The organism is Grimontia marina, from assembly GCF_900060185.1.
Classification (GTDB): domain Bacteria; phylum Pseudomonadota; class Gammaproteobacteria; order Enterobacterales; family Vibrionaceae; genus Enterovibrio; species Enterovibrio marinus.
The window spans coordinates 125830-145363 of record NZ_FIZY01000005.1 but is presented as its reverse complement, the minus strand read 5'-3'; the positions used below and the strand labels follow the sequence as shown (position 1 = coordinate 145363).

Annotated in this window: 14 protein-coding genes; 4 read left to right on the top strand and 10 right to left on the bottom strand. The window is 51.0% G+C overall.

Features of this window, described 5'->3' with window-relative positions; translation table 11 throughout:
- Positions 1–23 precede the first annotated feature (23 nt).
- The 3 genes from erpA to GMA8713_RS04445 all read left to right on the top strand — a co-directional run bounded on the left by erpA (position 24) and on the right by GMA8713_RS04445 (position 4761).
- Positions 24–365, top strand: coding sequence for an iron-sulfur cluster insertion protein ErpA (gene erpA / locus GMA8713_RS04455; protein WP_002540439.1), 342 nt, complete (start codon positions 24–26; stop codon positions 363–365).
- A gap of 122 nt (positions 366–487) precedes the next feature.
- Positions 488–1579 (top strand): efflux RND transporter periplasmic adaptor subunit, encoded by a 1092-nt coding sequence (locus GMA8713_RS04450; protein WP_062706138.1) that lies wholly within the window; start codon positions 488–490, stop codon positions 1577–1579.
- An 11-nt stretch (positions 1580–1590) separates the two neighbouring features.
- Entirely contained in the window at positions 1591–4761 is a 3171-nt protein-coding gene (locus tag GMA8713_RS04445) for an efflux RND transporter permease subunit (RefSeq protein WP_062706135.1), read from the top strand.
- 77 nt (positions 4762–4838) lie between these two features.
- Here GMA8713_RS04445 and shyC read toward each other — a convergent pair whose 3' ends face one another.
- Positions 4839–6158 (bottom strand): peptidoglycan DD-endopeptidase ShyC, encoded by a 1320-nt coding sequence (shyC, locus tag GMA8713_RS04440; protein WP_062706132.1) that lies wholly within the window; start codon positions 6156–6158, stop codon positions 4839–4841.
- A gap of 178 nt (positions 6159–6336) precedes the next feature.
- Between shyC and tyrS the strand changes: the two genes are divergently transcribed.
- Positions 6337–7524, top strand: a complete 1188-nt coding sequence (gene tyrS, locus GMA8713_RS04435) for a tyrosine--tRNA ligase (protein WP_062706129.1) — start codon at positions 6337–6339, stop codon at positions 7522–7524.
- A gap of 49 nt (positions 7525–7573) precedes the next feature.
- Here the strand turns inward: tyrS and GMA8713_RS04430 are convergent, their stop codons facing one another.
- The 9 genes from GMA8713_RS04430 to gltB all read right to left on the bottom strand — a co-directional run bounded on the left by GMA8713_RS04430 (position 7574) and on the right by gltB (position 19105).
- Complete coding sequence (locus tag GMA8713_RS04430) at positions 7574–8125, bottom strand: flavodoxin family protein (RefSeq protein WP_062706127.1); 552 nt, start codon at positions 8123–8125, stop codon at positions 7574–7576.
- Positions 8122–9096, bottom strand: coding sequence for a questin oxidase family protein (locus tag GMA8713_RS04425; RefSeq protein ID WP_062706123.1), 975 nt, complete (start codon positions 9094–9096; stop codon positions 8122–8124). The genes GMA8713_RS04430 and GMA8713_RS04425 overlap by 4 nt, the downstream gene beginning before the upstream one ends.
- A 35-nt stretch (positions 9097–9131) precedes the next feature.
- Positions 9132–9548, bottom strand: coding sequence for a VOC family protein (locus tag GMA8713_RS04420; RefSeq protein ID WP_046303922.1), 417 nt, complete (start codon positions 9546–9548; stop codon positions 9132–9134).
- 269 nt (positions 9549–9817) lie between these two features.
- On the bottom strand, positions 9818–10429 hold the full coding sequence (locus tag GMA8713_RS04415; protein ID WP_062706120.1) for a TRIC cation channel family protein: 612 nt from the start codon (positions 10427–10429) through the stop codon (positions 9818–9820).
- A gap of 186 nt (positions 10430–10615) precedes the next feature.
- Positions 10616–11437: a vitamin B12 ABC transporter substrate-binding protein BtuF gene (gene btuF / locus GMA8713_RS04410; RefSeq protein ID WP_062706118.1), complete on the bottom strand. Its 822-nt coding sequence runs from the start codon at positions 11435–11437 to the stop codon at positions 10616–10618.
- Entirely contained in the window at positions 11437–12402 is a 966-nt protein-coding gene (locus tag GMA8713_RS04405; protein WP_046303920.1) for a cobalamin biosynthesis family protein, read from the bottom strand. Before GMA8713_RS04405 ends, btuF begins: the two co-directional genes overlap by 1 nt.
- Entirely contained in the window at positions 12402–13103 is a 702-nt protein-coding gene (mtnN, locus tag GMA8713_RS04400) for a 5'-methylthioadenosine/S-adenosylhomocysteine nucleosidase (protein ID WP_002540425.1), read from the bottom strand. The genes GMA8713_RS04405 and mtnN overlap by 1 nt, the downstream gene beginning before the upstream one ends.
- Positions 13104–13211: 108 nt before the next feature.
- On the bottom strand, positions 13212–14627 hold the full coding sequence (locus tag GMA8713_RS04395; RefSeq protein WP_002540424.1) for an FAD-dependent oxidoreductase: 1416 nt from the start codon (positions 14625–14627) through the stop codon (positions 13212–13214).
- Positions 14628–14638: 11 nt separating this feature from the next.
- Positions 14639–19105, bottom strand: a complete 4467-nt coding sequence (gene gltB / locus GMA8713_RS04390; protein ID WP_062706115.1) for a glutamate synthase large subunit — start codon at positions 19103–19105, stop codon at positions 14639–14641.
- Positions 19106–19534: the final 429 nt, after the last annotated feature.

The following is a 19534-nucleotide window of genomic DNA, read 5'->3' as shown; positions in this document are numbered from 1 at the left end:
TCAAGAGTTAATGTGAGGTAATAATGAGTGATGCCGCTTTGCCACTGCAGTTTTCAGAAACCGCAGCGAACAAGGTAAAAACGCTGATTCAGGAAGAAGAAAACCCGAATCTGAAGCTGCGCGTGTATATCACTGGTGGCGGCTGTAGTGGGTTCCAGTATGGCTTCACGTTTGATGAAAACGTCAATGACGGTGATATGACCATCGAAAGAAGTGGTGTTACCTTGGTGGTCGACCCAATGAGCCTGCAATATCTGATCGGCGGCGTCGTCGATTACACAGAAGGGTTAGAAGGTTCACGTTTCTTCGTAAATAACCCAAACGCAACCACTACCTGTGGTTGTGGCGCCTCTTTCAGTGTATAAACTATAAGACACTTTTAAAGCCGCGGCAGTTCTCAACGAAGCTGCCGCGTCTTTTTCATTGGGCCAGTCGGATCAGCGTCCACTTTCTTTTACTGCAGTAACTACGTCAGGATGGAACGATTATGACGAATGCAGGCGCGAAAACGTCTTTCCTCTCCCAGCGTCCCTGGGTTATTTCTCTTGTATTACTTTGTGGTTTGTTCTTTTGGGTTGGCAGCGGCCACAGCAATGAAAAGTCTGACGCTGACAAAAAAGAACCTGCGGCAGCACCGTTGACGAAAGTCGGTGTTGAAACATTCTATTCAGAGCCAGTTACCCGCTCTATTTCGTTGTATGGGCGCACAGCACCTGATCGTTCTGCCACCATTTCGGCGGAAGCAGCTGGTCGGGTCACCAAAGTGTCCGTCCGTAAGGGGGCTTTTGTTAAGAAAGGCGATTTACTGCTTTATATCGACAAAGCCGACCGTCAGGCGCAACTTGAACGCGCTGAGGCACTGCTTTTGGTGCGTGAAAAAGAATATAACGCGGCCCAGTCATTGAAGAAAAAAGGACTTCAGGGGGAAGTGGCATTCTCCTTAGCCCAGGCCAATTTGGTGGAAGCCCGTGCGACGGTGAAGAATCTGAAACTCGCATTGTCTCATACTGAGGTGAAAGCACCGTTTGATGGCATAGTTGATGCTCTGAATGTGGAAGTCGGTGACTATCTTGGCATTGGCGATCCTATGGCGACTTTGGTCGATCTCGATCCCCTTGTCGTAACTGCTGATGTGAGCGAAAAGCATATCAGCGATATAGATGCGGACTTGCCAGCCAATATCCTGCTGGTTAATGGCACTATGAAAGAAGGGCGCCTTCGCTACCAATCCAGTATTTCCTCTCCGGCAACCAACACCTTCACCATTGAGCTGGAGTTTCCGAACCCAGAGCAAAAACTGCCTGCAGGTATCAGTGCAGAAGTGGATCTGGCGCTTGAGCAGCAAAGTGCTGTGAAGCTGAGCCCTTCAATGCTGGCACTGGATGAAAAAGGGAATTTGGGAGTGAAAACCTTAAAAGGAGACAAGGTTGCTTTTGTTTCCGCAAAGGTCGTTAAAGCTGAGCAAAATGGCGTATGGCTGTCTGGTCTTGGCGAGACGGTGGACGTCATCACCAAGGGACAGGGTTTTGTGCGTGACGGTGATGCTGTTGAGGCGGTGCGTCAAGCGTCGGCACAATAGGGGGGCATCTTATGAGAACATTGATTGATGCGTCACTGGCCCGCACCCGCACCATGGTCACCCTGTTGCTGGTACTCTTGGTAGCAGGTTTTTACACCTATCAAACCATTCCAAAAGAATCTGATCCTGACATCACCATTCCGGTGATTTATGTCTCTGTTAGCCATGAAGGCATTTCTCCGGAGGATGCTGAGCGTCTTTTAGTGCGTCCGGTTGAGCAAGAACTTCGCTCGATTGAAGGCATCAAGGAGATGACGGCAACGGCGACGGAAGGCCACGCGTCTGTGACGCTTGAGTTTAACGTCGGTGTTGATCTCAATGAAGCCATGGCGGACGTGCGTGAAGCGGTAGATCTGGTGAAGCCGCGCTTGCCGGACGACAGTGATGAGCCAACGGTCAACGAAGTCACTTTTGCCAATATGCAGCCCGTGCTCTCCATAGCACTTTATGGTGATGTTTCTGAGCGCGCAATTGTAAAAATTGCCCGTGAACTTCAGGAAGAACTGGAAGGCTTTAAGCAAATCCTCGAAGTGGATATTGCCGGTGACCGTGATGATGTGGTGGAAATTATCGTCGAACCGCTGTTGTTGGAAAGCTATGGGCTGGATCAGCAGGACATATTTAATCTGGTATCCCGAAACAACCGTGTAGTTGCGGCAGGTTATGTTGATACCGGCTATGGTCGCTTTTCTGTCAAAGTCCCTTCGGTTTTCGAGACAGTGCAGGACGTATTAACCCTGCCAATTAAGATCGAAGGTAATCAGGTAGTCACAGTGGGCGATGTTGCAACCGTTCGCCGCGCGTTCAAAGATCCTGAAAGCTTTGCCCGTCTGGATGGTAAGCCAGCGGTCGTGCTGGATGTCAAAAAGCGCGCTGGCGAGAACATCATCGAGACCGTCGAGCTAGCCAAGGCGGTGATGAATGAAGCGCAGAAATCACCGCTTTGGCCGGGAGCTCTTCAAGTGAAATACACTTGGGACGGCTCTGAAGATGTGCGTTCGATGCTGACGGATCTTCAAAACAACATCCTCTCCGCTATTTTGCTGGTGGTGATTGTCATTATCGCCATTCTGGGGGCGCGTACTGCGCTACTGGTGGGCGTTTCCATTCCTGGCTCCTTCTTAACGGGTCTAGTGGTGCTGTCATTGGCCGGATTGACGGTCAATATCGTTGTGCTGTTTTCTCTCATCATGGCGGTTGGCTTGCTGGTAGATGGGGCGATTGTGGTAACGGAATATGCCGATCGCCGGATGCGTGAAGGTGTGGGCCGTAAAATGGCCTTCCGGGAGGCTGCACACCGCATGGCATGGCCGATTATCGCGTCAACAGCCACCACTCTGGCGGCCTTTGCTCCGCTTCTGTTCTGGCCGGGTATCACCGGTGAGTTCATGGGCTATATGCCATTAACCCTGATAGCAACACTCGCTGCTTCTTTGGCGATGGCACTGTTGTTTGTGCCAGTGCTGGGCAGCATGGTGGGCAAGCCGCTTCCTCTGACATCAGAGCAACAGGCCCGAACCCATGCGCTTGAGCAAGGTGATTTCTCCCAAGCCCGCGGTATCACGCGTGCTTATATAAAAACACTTTCTATTGCGATTAAGCACCCGATTAAAATTTTGATTGCGGCTTTGATCGTGGCAGGTGGTGTGTTCTTCGCTTATGGGAAATCAGGCCTTGGCTCAGAATTTTTCCCTGACGTCGATCCGGCATTCTTCAACATCAAAGTGCGCTCGCACGGTGATCTTTCTATCTTCGAGAAAGACGCCTTGATGGCCGAAGTTGAAGAGCGTGTCATGGGCATGGATGAGATTGAATCCGTTTACACCAAAACCGGTGGTCAGGATGAAATTGGCGTTATACAGATGAAGCCTGTTGATTGGCAAGAGCGTCGTAAAGTAAAAGAGATCATCGAAGAGCTTCGCGAGAAAACGGCGGATTTGTCGGGTTTGGAACTCGAGTTCAAAAAACCTGACGCTGGCCCGCCGAGTGATCACGATTTGTCGATTGAGGTCAGTGCGGCAAACCCTGCGCTGATCGCGCCTGCTGCCAAGCAAATTCGCAGTCTGCTTGAACAGGACCCTGCATTTACCAACTACAGCGACACCTTGACCAAACCGGGCATTGACTGGTCGATTGATATCAACCGTGAAGATGCTGCCCGCTTTGGTGCAGACGCCCTGCTGGTAGGTAACACGGTACAGTTCGTCACCAATGGCCTCAAGATTGGTGATTACTTGCCAGATGATGCCAGTGAAGAAGTGGATATTCTGGTGCGTTATCCGGAAGAGAAGCGGGATATTGGACGCTTTGATGAACTTCGGGTGATGACGCCTTATGGGTTGGTGCCTATCACCAACTTTGCCCAAATCAAGCCAGAGCCGAAGCAAGGTAATATCGACCGAGTTGATGGCAAGCGTGTGGTGAAAGTCATGGCCGACATGACGGAAGGATATAACCTCAGCTTGGCGTTGCCCGGATTGAACGAGCATATCGAACGTTTGGGGCTATCTCCAGAAGTCAAAGTCACACTGCGTGGACAAAATGAAGAGCAGGATGAAAGTTCAGCCTTCCTGATGACAGCCTTTTTGGCAGCATTAGCGGCAATGGCTTTGATCCTCATTACCCAATTCAACAGCTTCTATCAGGCGTTCCTGATTTTGAGTGCAGTCTTGTTCTCGACAGTGGGTGTATTCCTTGGCCTTCTGGTGTTCCAACGTCCGTTTGGGGTCATCATGTCTGGTGTTGGGGTGATTACGCTTGCGGGTATCGTGGTGAACAACAACATCGTACTGATTGATACCTATAACGTGCTGCGTCGCCAAGGCCTTGATAAAGTCGATGCGATCTTGCGCACCGGTGCCCAGCGTTTACGTCCGGTAATGTTAACCACAGTAACGACGATTTTGGGTCTGCTGCCAATGGTGCTGGAAATGAACGTTGATTTGGTGAACCGAGGCATTGAGTTTGGTGCACCGAGTACTCAGTGGTGGTCACAACTTGCCACTGCAGTAGCTGGTGGGTTGGCATTCTCTACAGTGCTTACGTTGGTGCTTACCCCGTGTCTTCTGATGCTGGCTCGTGAGCCAAAAGGGGCGAACAAAGAAACCAATACGATTTGGCGAACCGGAGAGAAGGAATCTACACTCCCAAAGCCACAACGGGAAGCTGAGCCTCAGCTTTGAGGCGGAATTCCGACGTACAAAAAAGCAGCGCATAAGCGCTGCTTTTTCTTTTCTATTAAACCACTACAATCAAACCGCTAGGAATAAACCCGCTCTAGAGTTCCGATGGAGGCTAACAGTTGTTCTAACTTGTTTAGCTGCGCCATGCGGTCTTTCGCCAGCTCAATAAAGGCTGTTTTCTCCTTACCTGAAAGAGATTGAGCTTGTGGCAATTTCACGGTACGAGGGTTCTTATGTACGCCGTTAACGAGAAACTCATAGTGTAGGTGAGGGCCTGTCACGCGACCTGTACCACCGAGAGTACCTATGGTTTGTCCCTGTTTGACACGCTGACCCGTTTTCACTTTACGCTTGGTGAGATGAAGGTACTTGGTGATGTAGGTTGAGCTATGACGAATGAAAACATAATGACCGTTGAACTTGTTGTAGGCCGATTTCATTACGACACCGTCACCAGCAGACCAGATCGGTGTACCAACAGGCGCAACATAGTCCGTTCCTCGGTGCGCTTTCACCTGGCCTGTCACTGGGTGCAAACGACGGGGATTGAAGTTTGAACTGACATAACGGAAGTTGACTGGCGAGCGAAGGAAGGCTTTTCTCATCGCGCGGCCTTTGTCATCGTAATATTTACCTGACTCTGAGCGGATGGCAGTAAAGGTTTCGCCCTGGTTGGTAAATGTCGCGGCAAGAATATTACCTCGACCAATTATTTCACCTTCCACCAACTGCTCTTCAAACAGCACCGAAAACTTGTCGCCTTGACGAATATCCAGGGCAAAGTCGATGTCCCAGCCAAAAATCCCCGCCAGCTCCATGATTTGATTGGCGTTGAGCCCTGCGCTGACACCTGCGTTCCAGAAGCTAGAGTTGATGGTGGCCGAGGCAAAGTTCACCTGAGTATCAATTTGCTTGGACTCTGTTTTGGAGAAGAACTCATCACCAATGCGGGTGACGACCAGTTTTTCATTGGCATTTTTCGGCTGCACGAGTTGGGTAAATAAACCTTTTTCGTCAAAGCCAAGGTGAATTTCATCACCCACTTTCAGTGAAGCCAGAGATTTGGTGCCTTTATCACTATTGATCAGACGATAAAGGGTGGTGGGGCTTATGCCTACGCGGTCAAAAATAACCGCCAGACTGTCGCCGGCTTTCACCTTGAACTTGTGCCACTCGAGCGGCGCATAAGCCTGCACGGGCTGTTGCTCATTTTCAGGTGGAAGCAAGGAAACCGTATCAAGGGGAATTGAGTAAAGCTTACCGACTTCGAATTTGGCATCCGGATGAGAAGCTGGCGTTTCAGTGGGGAGCAAAATCAGCAGAACCACGAGGGCGCTGAGAGCCATGATTGAGACTTGGTGTAGTCGAGGTAGCGCAGCAATATGTTTAACAGGCATTAAAAAACAGTCGTTAAGAAAATGAATTTAATTGGGATGTGCCAACTTTCTCGTAAAAACTGATTGGCGTAAGCATTCCTTTTCGCGTGTGTTAAGTCTAACTGGTTTCAAAAACCACTGCTATTCAAGTAGTATGTCGGCTTACGAAAAAATGCCGATTCTGTGGGAGCGATAAAATATGGCGAGCATTGAAGCCGCGCTAGCTGAAATTAAGCGTGGTGTTGAGGAGTTGATTCCCGAAGCGGAACTCATTGCAAAACTGAAAGAGAACCGTCCTCTTCGTATCAAGTTGGGCGCGGATCCAACTGCACCGGATATTCACCTTGGTCACACAGTGATCATGAATAAACTGCGTGCCTTCCAGGAGCTGGGCCATGAAGTTATCTTCCTGATCGGTGACTATACCGCGATGGTGGGTGACCCAAGCGGCAAGAACGCAACGCGTCCTCCGCTGACGCGTGAGCAGGTTCTGAGCAATGCTGAGACTTACAAAGAGCAGATCTTCAAAATTCTGGATCCAGAGAAAACCCGCATTGAGTTCAACTCAAGCTGGCTGAGTGAGCTGGGCACGGATGGCATGATCCGTCTTGCTGCGAGTTCTACCGTTGCACGTATGCTTGAGCGTGACGATTTCAAAAAGCGTTACAGCAACAACCAGCCAATCGCGATCCACGAGTTCATTTATCCGCTCCTGCAAGGTTATGACTCAGTAGCGCTGGAAGCTGATGTTGAGCTTGGTGGTACTGACCAGAAATTCAACCTGCTGATGGGTCGGGAGCTGCAAAAGCAAAACGGCCAATCACAGCAAGTCGTGATCACCATGCCACTGCTGGTGGGTCTGGACGGCGTGAAGAAAATGTCGAAGTCAGCGAACAACTACATTGGTATCAGCGATGTACCGACCGAGATGTTCGGTAAAATCATGTCTATCTCTGACGATCTGATGTGGAACTACTACGAACTGCTATCTTTCCGTCCACTGGAAGAGATTGCGGGCCTTAAAGAAGAAATTGCTAACGGCCGCAACCCACGTGATGTGAAGATCCTGCTGGCAAAAGAAATCATCGCTCGCTTCCACTCTGAAGCGGATGCAGAAGCGGCAGAAGCAGAGTTCATCAACCGTTTCCAGAAAGGCGCGATGCCTGACGAAATGCCAGAGTTTTCTTTTGAGCAAGGTGTGGCTATCACTAACCTGCTGAAAGATGCAGCACTGGTAGGTTCAACCTCAGACGCAATGCGCATGATCCGCCAAGGCGCGGTGAAAATCGACGGTGAGAAGTTGGACGATATCAAGCTGGTACCAGCAGCCGGCACTGCCGTTTATCAGGTCGGTAAACGCAAATTTGCCCGTATCACGCTGGCATAATCACGAAAAAGGCGCCGAACGGCGCCTTTTTACTAACTTTAGATAGCAGCTATCGAATCAGCTCCGCAACCCGCTCACCCAGTCGCACCGCAGTTTTTGCATCCACCGGATGAAGACCACTCTCTGTATCTGCCAGTGCAACCACGCCAAGAGAAGCATTGAGGCGGTTAAAATCTTTTCCAAGCAATCCTTCCGGCGCGTCAATGCCTACCCAAAGCATGCTGTGTTGGGACGCCAGTATGTTGAAGTATTCCACTGTGCTTTGTACTTCGCCACAGGGGCTGCCGCCAATAGTAAAGCCTGCTGCCAGCTTGTTTCTCCAACGCTGTTTGGACCAACTTTCACTGCTCGCATCAGCAAAGGCTTTGAACTGAGCTGCAGGGCCACCCATGTAAGTTGGGGAGCCGAAGATGATGGCATCCATGTCACTGAGCTCTTCGAATAGCCCATCGTTTTTGAAGCGCCCCTCAACGATATCTGAACCTAATATGCGGTAAGCAAACACCTGTGCACCTTGCGTTTCGGCGCCGCACGCCACGGCTTTGGCGAGCGCGTCTGTAGTGCCAGTTTGTGAGAAATAAACAATGGCGATTTTTTTCATAAAGATACCTCTAGCCTGACGTTGATTGCGAATAGCGCTTCGTCCAGTTGTAATTCGTTATAGATCCGGGCGCAGCTGTAGATAAGTTTGATGGTATGGTCGTCTTGTGTTGTCAGTGCCTGTTTAAACCAAAGTTCCCAATCAGTTTGGATATTTCTGCGTTCAGGAGCGACAGGCTCACGGTATTCCGCAGTGCATGCTGCGCCGACATACGCTTGCCAGAAGCAATCCAGAGCAAAGTCAAAATTGTCGATAAACGGGGCGAGTGATAGCAATGCCTGAAAGCCGGTTACGCCATGGAGCAAGGTGAAATCATTGCTGGCGGCATATTGCGAAAGCACCACAATGGCAACGGACTCCTTAGTCAACGAGGCAGGCTGTGTGGAAACAGCGTGGTACTTAGCAAGTTCCCGTAATTCTTCGACATGATCGATGATGATCCCTTCTCGATATGTGTGATCTCGCATTACCCCAAGAGCCTCATTGAGATGGGAAACGGCGTCTTTATCTGTGGCATATTGCAGGTCCCCTAGTGGCGTAAATCCGGAAGACCAGTAGGCGAGCGCGTGACTGATTTCAGTGAAATCCTCACTTTCCACCGCATAGGCGAGGCGAATTAAAGCGTGGAAAGAACCTGCCGCGATACCGGGTAGTAAGGTTGGCAAAGCCTCCTTCAATGTCGCATCAATGCCTTTGGCTTCCAGCTCCTTGCTGAAATCGAGCACAAAATCCGCATTGTGTGTTTTCTCCCCAAGCTTTAATACTTTAGGGGCAACAGGAACTTGCTCTGCTTCCAGGTGAAGGGCTGCCCGTTGGAACTCGTTATGTAATTCAGCAGATGAGGCCCCTAGCCGGGACATGGCAATCAGCGCCATGGGTAAGTGGTTGGAAAGCCTTGGCCCAAAGACTGGAGAATATCGATGTCCCTGCCTGATGAGTGACAGTGCTTCTGACGTTATTGGTTTAAACATGACTGCTTCTCTCTATTTTTATTCTTTCTTCGTTCTTAAAGCAGGTAATCGTTACGGCTTTCGATGGAATCGGTCAGGTATTCGATGAATTCCCATTCCATACCATCGCTATCGAAAAAATATGCACGTTTGCGGGCTGGATGGCTCTTATCAAAAGAGGCCTCTTGATAGCCCGCTTCACGCAGACGTTCCGCCGTACCTTCCGCATCTTCCACCACAAAGCCAATGTGATTGACGCCAAGTTGACGGTAAGGGACTCGTTCGACAGCCTTGTCGATGACCACTTCCTGAAGGGCGATGTAAGAGGTGTCAGTACCCAGATGACACCAGCCGTAATCATCATTCTGGCCTGAGCCACGAATGGAGAACTCCGGCATGGCTGTCTGCAAAAACTGGATAGCGTTATCGAGATTGGTAACTGTGATATTGGCGTGTTCGACATAGCTGCTCATGGGATGCTCCTTGTCATTAAGTAAAGCTATATGTTTACATAATAGATCTGATTTCCATTAAATAAAGTAAAAAGTTTATTTAATGGTTTGGATGGATGAGATGATCGCCAGATCGAGATCTGTGGCGCGGAAACGATGAAACAGAATGAGAGAAGGATGTCATACCAATCACAGTAGCTAGGATGAGCAGATATTGACTACGATTGGTATTACTGAATCAGAACAAAAAACGCGCCCAAGAGGCGCGTTCTAAATGATTGAAACTGCGTTTACTTTCCTGAACCGAATACAGGTAGAGATAAGTGCCAGCGTATTGCGGCAAGCCTGATAAGCAGTGTGGTGATCATTCCCGCAATTGAAGCATATTCGGCGTCAGCATTGGCAGCGAGTGCGAGAGTATGAATCATCCCGCCTGCAATACAGGCAGTAGCATAAACTTCAGTTCGGAAAATCATTGGAATTTCTCTGGCCAATACATCGCGGATGATTCCGCCGCCACAACCGGTGATCACCCCCATGATGACTGCTACCATTGGCGAGGCACCATAACTTAGCGCCTTATCTACGCCAATAGCGACAAAAACGGCAAGCCCGATGGCGTCTGCAACAGGGAGTAAATACCAAGGCAGACGGCGTGGCTGGCGGATCAGTAACATAGAAAGCACGCAGGTGATGAGAATAACCCAAAGGTATTCAGTTTGGGTTATCCAGCCAACAGGGGTGGCTCCCAAAATCATATCGCGAATGGTGCCGCCGCCAATGGCGGTGACCATAGCCAGAACGATCATCCCAAAGGGATCCATTCTTAACTTACTGGCAAGTAATACGCCTGATATGGCGAAGACTGCCGTACCAAACATGTCTAAAATATACAGAAGCATAAAGCGCTATTTCATCCCTTAATCAAACATCCAATCTGACGTCTACTACTGGTATTACTCTGGGTCTTATTTTTTTATTGTGACACTGATACCCAGCAATACGGATTGGTTAAGCGCGCGCGATTTTACGTGAAACTTGGTTCTGGGCAATCCAGCCAAGAGAGCTAGTGTAATCCACGCTTTGAATTAGTGATCGAGATCGCTTCTTACCTTATCCATCGCGAGGCATATTTGTCTGACAGCCTTGAGTGCTCTTGGGGTTGGGCGGTTTAGCCAATCTCCAGTTATTGCAAAGATAGCCTTATTTTTTACCGCAGGGATAAAGTCCTGCCATTTTTGCCAGTGAGCCAGGGGATTTTCCGTGGTGCTCGAATGAAACACAGCCAAAGGCTTTCTGACCACAATCTGCTCCATACTGACTTGTGGGTACGGCGCTGTACTTTCGGCAAATATGTTCTCTCCACCGCAAAGGGAGAAAAGGGGCTGTGGCCAGTGTTTGCCGTTGTTTGTCAGCAGAGGGGATTCACTAAGTTGATAAAAATAAGGCACCTTGGACTTTCCCGCTTGCTCTGCCTCAATGCTTGCCAGTTCTTCACGAACGGCATCAGCGCGAGCTTTGGCTAACGCCGGGTTTTCTGACCACTCACCCAGCTTTTCAATGTTATCGGCAGCGTCGTAAAGAGAGTGTGGATTTGAGTAGAACACCTCAATGCCAAGCCTTTCGAGCTTGGCGAGCTCTTTATCTGGGTTTCCGCCTTTCCACGCCAGCACCAAATCCGGTTTAAGCGTGACGACACGTTCAATATTGATCCCGCGATAGTTGGCTACCTGCTCAAGTTCCAATGCTGCTGGTGGGTAATCGCTGTGAGCACTGACAGCAATCAGGTTATCTCCCAGCCCTGCTTCATACGCGAGCTCTGTGGTATGTGGAGAAAGGCTGATAACGCGAAGCGGTTCGGCAAAGGAGAAGGATGGAAGAAAAAGTAAAACCAGTAAAAAACGGAACATCATAATAATCCGTGGGCAAACCACATCAGGAAACTTTGGATGAGGATCCAGAGCAAGGCCTTTTGCCTCAGTTGTTGATTCAGCAGCGCTAGGTGCATAGGAGAAGCGGCAACGCTTCCGCCAATGCTGGGGCGAGTGCATTTCTCGCTGTCATAGATGGCGGGGCCACCCAGGGAAAGCTGCAGTTTGGCGCCAGAGGCGGCAAGGAGCCAGCCCGCGCCGTTCACTGACCAGCTTTGTCCATGTTCACGGATGGCCGTGAGTGCAGGCTCAAACCGGTGCCCAGCGGCAATGAGAAGTGCAAATAAGCGGGATGGCATCCAATCGAGCAAAGCAAGAAAGCCAGACGCTGCTAATCCAAACTGGGAGAACTCTTGTCGGCGGGGAGGCCAGACACGGGCAAGTTGCGCTGCCAGCGTGTAAAGAAACGCGCCAATACCACCGAAAATGGCATACCAGAACAGCACGCAGACTAGACCTCGTGCATACCCAACCAGCAGGGTTTCACAACTGGCTTTGGCAATACCAACTGGAGAGAGTGAATGGGTTTCTCGGTTCAATGTTTGTGACAGCAGGGTTCGAGCTGCAGGCTTGTCGTCACGAATGAGCGCTTGCTCGACCTGCATCGCAAGCTCAGTCAGGGGCTTCCAACTTAATGCCAGCCAAAGCAACAGAAGGTCGAATAACCAGCTAATCCAGACAATTTGCTTTAAGGCGACTAAAAGCACGGCTAGGGTCAGCCACATCACAGCGAGCGCTAAACCGCCGGAAAGGCGTTGCTGCTCCGGAGAGTCTTCTTCGTGATTGACCTTGTCGGAGATGGCTTCGGCAACGCGACGCCATATGGTGACAGGGCTGATATAGGCTGGCACTGGGAAGAACCAGTGCAAAATAAGGGCTCCCCACATCGCAAGCAATGTGGTGTGGTTTAACAGTGCTTCAAACGGTGTGGAGAGCTCGGTCATTATGCTTTCAGCAACTCGACCATTTTCTCAACCATGGCGCTTGAGCTTTTCGCTGCCAGCGGCAGGAATTCATCAAACGTCATTGGCGACTCTTTATCAGCAACGTCAGAGATAGCACGAACTACCACAAACGGTACTTTGAACTGGTGACACGCCTGAGCAATCGCTGCTGCTTCCATCTCTACTGCAATCACAGTTGGGAAGTGTTCACGGATGTAGTTTTGACGCTCAGCGGTACACACAAACGCATCACCGGTACAAATCAGACCGCGAACTGCGTGTGGCGCTGGCTCCATCGCTGCCAGTGCTTGCTCAGCCACATCCATCAGCTTTGCGTCAGAGGTAAAAGTCGCTGGCTGGCCAGCCATTTGACCCATGGTGTAACCAAATGCGGTCACGTCAGCATCGTGGTAAGCCACATCGGTAGAAATCACAACGTCTCCCAGATTCAGGCTGGTATCGAAGCCGCCCGCAGAACCTGTGTTGATCACAGCTGTTGGTTTGAAACGCTCCAGCAGGATGGATGTGCCCACTGCCGCCGCCACTTTACCAATACCTGATTGCAGCAGCACCACGTCTACGCCATTCAAGTCACCCGTATAAAATTTGCTGCCACCAATCTCTTGCAGTTGGCAGTTGTTGATCTTGCTTTTTAGCAGGGTTACTTCCTGCTCCATGGCACCGATAATACCGATTTTCATCTTGTTGCTCTTTGATAATCAGGGAATAGCGAGAGTGTATCACGGGCGAAAATTGGGGCGAAAAAAAAGTGCCTCTGCAGGCACTTTTCTGTCGGTTTTGAAGTCGGCTTATACCTCGAGGTAATCGAGAATGCCTTCTGCCGCTTTACGGCCTTCATCGATAGCGGTCACCACGAGATCAGAGCCACGCACGGCATCACCGCCCGCGAAGATTTTCTCGTTAGACGTTTGGTAAGCGTAATCAGATTGCTCTGGTGCTTTGATACGTCCCCATTGGTCGAGGTCGACACCAAACGGTTCTAGCCATGCCATTTTGTGTGGTTGGAAACCAAAGGCCATGATCACAGCATCCGCGTCCAGCACGTGCTCGCTGCCTTCAACAGGTTGAGGACGGCGACGGCCAGCTTCATCTGGCTCGCCCAACTCGGTTTTCACCACTTTCACGCCGCTCACATTGCCACTGGCGTCGAGCTCAATACCCAGCGGTTGCAGGTTGAACATAAAGTTCACCCCTTCTTCGCGCGCGTTTTTCACTTCGCGGCGGCTGCCCGGCATATTGGCTTCATCACGACGGTAAGCACAGATAACGTTTTTGGCATTCTGGCGAATCGAAGTACGGACACAGTCCATTGCGGTATCACCACCACCAAGAACAACGACTTTCTTGCCAGCCATATCAATGTATTCCGGCGGGTTTTCCGTTAAATCCATCACGCGGTAGGTATTGGCAATCAAAAACGGCAGGGCATCAAATACACCCGGTGCATCTTCATTTTCCAAACCTGCACGCATGGATTTGTAGGTGCCAACGCCAAGGAACACGGCATCATACTCATCAACCAAAGACTGCAGCTCGACATCTTTACCCACTTCGGTGTTGAGTCGGAACTCGACACCCATTTCCGTAAAGACACGCTGGCGGTTACGCATCACGTCTTTTTCGAGTTTGAATGACGGAATACCGAAGGTCAGCAGGCCACCGATTTCCGGATAGCGGTCAAACACCACCGGTTTCACGCCGTTACGGACCAAGACATCTGCACAGGCAAGGCCAGCAGGCCCCGCGCCGATAATGGCAACTTTCTTGTCAGTCAAAGTGACGCCTGACATGTCTGGCTTCCAGCCCATTTCGAACGCTTTGTCCGTAATGTATTTTTCAACATTACCGATGGTGACGGCACCAAAGTCGTCGTTGAGGGTACAGGAACCTTCACATAGTCTGTCCTGTGGACACACGCGGCCACAGACTTCCGGCAGACTGTTGGTCTGGTGCGATAGCTCAACCGCTTCAATAATGCGTCCTTCCTGGGCAAGCTTCAGCCACTGCGGAATGTAGTTGTGCACCGGGCACTTCCACTCACAGTAAGGGTTGCCGCAGTCCAGACAGCGGTCGGCCTGCGCCGACGCCTGCTTGTGGGTGAAAGGTTCGTAGATTTCAACGAACTGGGTTTTACGCGTTTTGATCGCCTTCTTTCGAGGGTCGATACGTTGCACGTCTATAAACTGGTATACGTTCTGGCTCATAGGGTCCTCCGTTACTGCGCCTGAACACGCAGCTCAGCTGCGCTTCGGCTTTGGTGACCCAGCAGGGAACGCACGTCCGCTGATTTCGGCTTCACCAGATAGAATTTACTGATCCATTGTTCAAAGTCCGCGATAATTTCCTGAGCGCGGCTGGAGCCGGTCAGTTCGAGGTGTTGATCAATCAGACCACGGAGGTGTTCCTGATGGATAGCCAAATTGTCGAGTGACAAGGCTTCGACCAGTTCAGGGTTGACGCGACCTGCAAAGTCTCCAGCTTCATCAAGCACATAAGCAAAACCGCCTGTCATGCCTGCGCCAAAGTTCACACCGGTATGACCAAGAATGGCCACGATGCCGCCTGTCATGTATTCACAAGCGTTATCACCTGCGCCTTCAACGACGGCTTGAGCGCCAGAGTTACGCACCGCAAAACGCTCACCGGCTTTACCTGCTGCAAAGAGCTTGCCGCCCGTTGCGCCGTAAAGACAGGTGTTGCCGACGATGGTAGATGCGTGGCAATCGAAGGCTGAACCAACTGGCGGCTTGATCACGATATTACCGCCTGCCATACCTTTTCCGACATAGTCGTTGGCATCGCCGGTCAGGGTGAGGTTAACGCCACCGGCATTCCAAACACCGAAGGACTGGCCAGCCGTACCCTGAAGGTTGATTTCAAGTGGTGATGCCGCCATGCCCTGGTTGCCATAACGTTTAGCTATGGCACCGGAGAGTGATGCGCCCACCGAGCGGTCGGTGTTTCGGATGTCGAGATACGCGCTGGCTGAGCGGCGCTCTTCAATCGCCTTTTCAAAGGTTTCCAGCAGCTTCTGGTTAAGTTCCGCTTTATCAAACGGTGCGTTTGGCTCACTCCAGAACACGCTTTTACCCGGTTTTGGCTGCGGGCTTTCCAGAATGTCTGAAAGATCCAGTTTGAGCTGTTTGGCGGTGAAACCATCGACCGCTTCGAGCAAGTCGGTGCGGCCTATCAGGTCAGTGAGCTTCTCAACGCCAAGCTCTGCCATCAGTTCACGTACTTCCTCGCCGAGGCCTTTAAAGAAGTTCATTACCTGTTCTGGCAAACCTTTGAAGTATTCACGGCGAAGGGTATCGTCCTGCGTTGCTACACCGGTCGCACAGTTGTTGAGGTGACAGATACGCAGGTACTTACAACCCAGCGCAACCATTGGCGCGGTACCAAAGCCGAAGCTTTCAGCCCCCAGAATAGTCGCTTTGATGATATCCAGACCGGTTTTCAGACCGCCATCAACCTGAAGGCGGATCTTGTGGCGAAGGCCATTGGTGACCAATGCCTGCTGGGTTTCAGCAAGGCCAAGCTCCCAAGGGCTACCCGCGTATTTCACGGAAGTCAGTGGGCTTGCGCCGGTACCACCGTCGTAACCAGATATAGTGATAAGGTCCGCATACGCTTTCGCAACACCGACTGCGATGGTGCCCACGCCAGGTTCAGAAACCAGCTTGACGGAAACCAGTGCATCAGGATTCACCTGCTTCAAATCAAAAATCAGCTGCGCCAAGTCTTCAATCGAGTAGATGTCATGGTGCGGCGGTGGTGAAATCAGGGTCACACCTTGCACCGAGTGACGAAGACGCGCTATTTCAGCTGTGACTTTATGGCCAGGTAGCTGTCCGCCTTCACCCGGCTTCGCGCCTTGTGCCACTTTAATTTGCAGCACATCAGCGTTAGTGAGGTAGTGTGGTGTCACACCGAAACGACCTGAAGCGATTTGCTTGATGCGTGAGTTACGCTCTGAGTTAAAGCGACGTGGGTCTTCACCCCCTTCACCGGAGTTGGAGTTGCCGCCGAGGCGGTTCATCGCAATCGCCAGGGCTTCGTGCGCTTCTGGACTCAAGGCGCCAATTGACATGGCAGCCGAGTCAAAACGTTTGAAGAGCTCTGTTGCTGCTTCCACTTTCTCAAGAGAAATTGGTTTGTCAGCAGGTTTCAACGTCATCAAGTCGCGCAGTGACGAGACTGGACGGCTGTTGACAGTTTCCGCGTAGGTTTTGTAATCCATCGCTTCGCCGGAGCGAACCGCAGATTGAAGCGTGTTGACCACATCCGGGTTGTAGGCGTGGTATTCACCGCCGTGGACATATTTCAGCAAACCGCCGTGCTCGACGGGCTTACGTTTCAGCCATGCTCTGCGCGCAAGGTTGTGTAAGTCCTGCTGGAAGTCAGAAAAATCTGCGCCTTGGATGCGGCTGGCGACGCCTTTAAAGCAAAGCTCAACCACATTATTGTTCAGGCCAACAGCTTCAAACAGCTGTGCACAGCGGTAAGAGGCCATGGTCGAAATACCCATCTTCGACATGATCTTGAACAGGCCTTTGTTGATGCCGTTTCTGAAATTCAGCATTGCATCTCCCATCGATTTCTCGATGACGCCTTTCTCGACCATCTTGCCAATGGATTCGTAAGCGAGGTACGGATATACCGCTGTCGCACCGAATCCAAGCAGCACTGCAAACTGGTGTGGGTCGCGGGCAGAGGCGGTCTCAATCACGATGTTGGCATCACAGCGAAGCTGCGCGTCCACCAGACGTTTCTGAGCTGCGCCCACTGCCATTGCCGCAGGAATAGGTAATTTGTCTTTCGAAATACCGCGGTCGGACAGAACAACAAGCACAGTGCCGTCGCGTACTACGCGCTCAACCTGATCGCACAGATCGACAATCGCTTGCTTGAGATCTTTCTCATTTGGGTCGAAGTTGATGTCGATGATGCTGTTGCGATAATGCTCATCATCCAGCTCCAACAGCTGAACCATATCGGAATACAGAAGCACCGGACTCTTGAACGCAACACGTTGGGCGTGGCCATCGGTTTCTGAAAACACGTTCATTTCGCGGCCGATACAGGTCGCCAGTGACATCACGTGATTTTCGCGGAGCGGATCGATTGGTGGGTTGGTGACCTGAGCGAACTTCTGACGGAAGTAGTCAGCGACATGGCGTTCTTTCGAAGAAAGCACTGCCACTGGGGTATCGTCACCCATGGAACCTGTGGCTTCCTGACCGATGTCACCGAGTACGCGAAGTACCTGATCCTGCTCCTCGCTCGAAACACCAAACAGTTTCTGGAAGACATGCAGCTCATCGTCATCCATGCCGCGTTGGCCGGAAGAGTCTTCTGCTTGCAGTTCTTCAAACGGTGTCAGGCGCTTAACATTTTTGTCCAGCCATTCTTTGTAAGGGTGGCGGCTTTTCAGATCGTTATCGATATCGGCAGAATGCCAGATCTCGCCTTCGAAGGTGTCAATAACCAGCAGTTCGCCCGGTCCAACACGACCTTTTTCTGCTACTTCATCCGGGGCGTAATCCCAGATACCGACTTCGGATGCCAGCGTAATGAGTTTGTCTTTGGTCACCACATAGCGGGCAGGGCGCAGACCATTACGATCGAGGTTACAAGCAGCATAACGTCCGTCGGACATTACGATGCCAGCAGGGCCGTCCCACGGCTCCATGTGCATGGAATTAAAATCGTAAAATGCGCGCAGATCCGGGTCCATGTCTGGGTGGTTCTGCCATGCAGGTGGCACCAGCATTCGCATCGCGCGGAAGAGATCCATACCGCCGGCGAGGAAAACTTCCAACATGTTGTCGAGGCTGGAGCTGTCAGAGCCGGTTTCATTCACAAATGGGGCGGCCTGTTTCAGATCAGGCAGCAGAGGTGAATTGAACTTGTATGCACGGGCGCGCGCCCATTGACGGTTACCTTCAATGGTATTGATTTCGCCGTTGTGGGCGAGATAACGGAAAGGCTGTGCCAGCGGCCACTTCGGGGTGGTATTGGTTGAAAAACGCTGGTGGAACAGACAGATAGACGCCTCAAGACGTAAGTCTGCCAAGTCTAAATAGAATCTTGGCAGGTCTGCTGGCATGCACAGGCCTTTGTAAACAATGGTGCGCGTTGACAGGCTGGTGATGTAGAAATCCGGGTCGTCCGCGAGCGCTTTCTCAGCGCGACGACGGGCGATGTAGAGACGACGCTCCAAATCGCGGGCACGCCAACCTGCGGGACCATTGATGAACACTTGCTCAATGTTCGGTACAGAGCTGGCGGCGATTTCACCCAGTACATCTTCGTTGGTTGGCACTTCACGCCAGCCCACGATAGAAAGGGTTTCGGCTGCGATTTCCTGTTCGAAGATCTCCTTAGCGCGTTTCGCTTTAGTGGGATCTTTACTCAGGAAAATCATACCTACACCGTAGAGCTTACTGAGGGTCCAGTTGTTCTCTTCAGCGATGATTCGGAAAAAGTTATCGGGCTTTTGAAGTAATAAGCCGCAACCGTCACCGGTTTTCCCATCAGCGTTAATTGCGCCTCGGTGGGTCATCCGGTCCAGTGCGGAAATTGCGGTTCGGACAAGTTTGTGGCTGGCTTCACCCTCGGTATGAGCGATCAGGCCAAAGCCGCAGTTGTCTTTCTCCAGCATTGGGTCATACAGCGACATTGCAATTCTCCCTTGCGACTGCGTTAAGCAGCGACTGCAGTTTTTCATGCCGTCCTGGCATCTGATTTTCAGTGGCCTCCCTTCCTGGGAGTGTGTTTTACCGAAAAATCAGTTTCGATTTTACGTATACCCATATGGCCTGAACTTTGTTGCGTCAGGTCACATGGGTATGCGAGCCAATCAACTTATCCGTTAATGATGAAGAGGTCAAATTTCGTCACATTACATTAACTTTGGCGATTAACAGCTATATATGTCGAAAGCACTGCCTACATGCAGCATTTTATGGCGGTTTTTTTAAGTCTGTCGCAGAGATTAACTTGGTCTATCTGGGGGCTTATTTATGAAAAGCTTTCAATTTTTGGTCGGTGAAGCTTTTATGTGGGCTCAAAACGAAAAAAGCCAGCCGCAGAGGGCTGGCAAAACTGG